Source organism: Actinospica sp. (assembly GCF_035552695.1).
Taxonomy (GTDB): domain Bacteria; phylum Actinomycetota; class Actinomycetes; order Streptomycetales; family Catenulisporaceae; genus Actinospica.
Genome location: NZ_DASZKT010000030.1, coordinates 1 through 1,655 on the forward strand (window position 1 = coordinate 1; position 1,655 = coordinate 1,655).

A 1,655-nucleotide genomic window follows, 5' to 3' on the forward strand; every position below is an offset into this window, starting at 1 on the left:
GTTGAGTTCTCAAGAAACAGATGCTCACCTTTGGAGGAACTTGCGTTCCCCTCCGGGGCAACCCTTAAACCTTACTCCAGAGATTCTTTCGTGTCAACTTCGTTTCCAGAAGCTTTCCGGAAGGTTGCGAAGGCGACGCGGCGGTCTCTCCAGACGCCACGGGTCACCCTCCTTCAGCCTGGTGGCCGCTGTGGGCACACGCAAGACCTTCGGAAGTTGATTCCTAGGCGGCTCCCCGGGTCCCGGCCCGCCTTCCGGCGTTCCGTCCCCCTCGGGGCAAGATGAACTCTACGGGTAGCGGGAACCCCCGTCAAATCGAGGGTTCTACCCCGTCGGCATACCGGTTCTAACCTGCCCAAACTGATTTTGTTAGCTCTGTGACTGACGTGGCCCCTGGTGCGTCCACCGCTAGCGGCTTCTGCGCTTGTACGGGCGGTAAGCCGACACCGTGGGGTCGTCGGCTAGCCAGAAGCGCCACGGGATGTCGGCGGCCGCGCTTATCCCAACGCGCGGCCCTGCCTCGATGGCGGGCACCCCACCAGGCTCACGAGCCGCGCCCGCCTGGGGGCCGGTGTCCGCGGGGCGCAAACGAAGCTCTGAGGCTGGGGAGCAGAGATCGGCACCGTTCTGTGTGCGGTCGATCGCCAGGGCCTGACAGAGGCGCGCCGGGCCGCGGGCGAGGTCCCGTTCGCCGATGACGCTCGGCTGACCGCTATCCGCGCGGCGGCTGGCGCGCCTGCGCCGCGCCACGGACTCCCCCGCGACCACCCGGCCCGCGCGCAGCAGCACCGCGCGTGCGACGCCCTCGGGCATGCAGACGACGTTGACGCAGAAGTGCATGCCGTACGTGAAGTAGACGTAGGCGTGACCAGGCGGACCGAACATCACGGCGTTACGGCCGGTCATGCCCCGGTACGCGTGGGACGCGGGGTCGGTCTCACCCGCGTAGGCCTCCACCTCGGTCAGCGCGACCGCGACCAGGCCTTCTGCCGTCTCGTGCTCGAGGACGCAGCCGAGCAAGGCCGGCGCCACCTCGTCGGACGGCCGGTCAAAGAATTCTCGCGCGAGCAGGTCCGTCACGTGGCCGATGTCGCTCTCCCTGGTGCGGGGTGGTTGTGGCAGCGGGCCGCCCGTAGCCGGCTCGCCGCCGCTACCAGCGGGGGTCTTGACAGCAGTCAGGCGCCGCCCGCCGCGGCCCAGGCCGCGCCGTCGTCGACCGTGGCTCGCAGCGCGACGAGCTGCTCGGCTACCCGCTCGGGGGCGGTGCCGCCGAAGCCCTTGCGCGCGGCGAGCGCGCCCTCGACGGTGAGCACCGCGCGGACGTCGGGTGTCAGGTGCGGCGAAACCTTGGCCAGGTCCTCGTCGCTCACCTCGTCGAGCGCGACGTCGTTCACCTGGCACCACACGACCAGGTGGCCGACGATCTCGTGGGCCTCGCGGAACGGCACGCCCCGCTGCACCAGGTACTCCGCCAGGTCGGTGGCGAGCGTGAACCCGGCGGGAGCGAGCTCGCGCAGCCGCTTCGCGTTGACCCGCAGGGTCGCGATCAGGCCGGCCATCGCCGGCAGCACGAGGAGCAGCGTGTCGACGGCGTCGAACACCGGCTCCTTGTCCTCCTGCAGGTCCCTGTTGTAGGTGAGCGGCAGCCCCTTGAG

Annotated in this window: 1 protein-coding gene and 1 pseudogene; both read right to left on the reverse strand. The window is 69.5% G+C overall.

Features of this window, described 5'->3' with window-relative positions; genetic code table 11:
* Positions 1–408: 408 nt before the first annotated feature.
* Positions 409–1,080 (reverse strand): DNA-3-methyladenine glycosylase, encoded by a 672-nt coding sequence (locus VG296_RS05350; protein ID WP_325563682.1) that lies wholly within the window; start codon positions 1,078–1,080, stop codon positions 409–411.
* 95 nt (positions 1,081–1,175) lie between these two features.
* Positions 1,176–1,655: pseudogene (locus VG296_RS05355) on the reverse strand (argininosuccinate lyase); the annotation flags it as partial.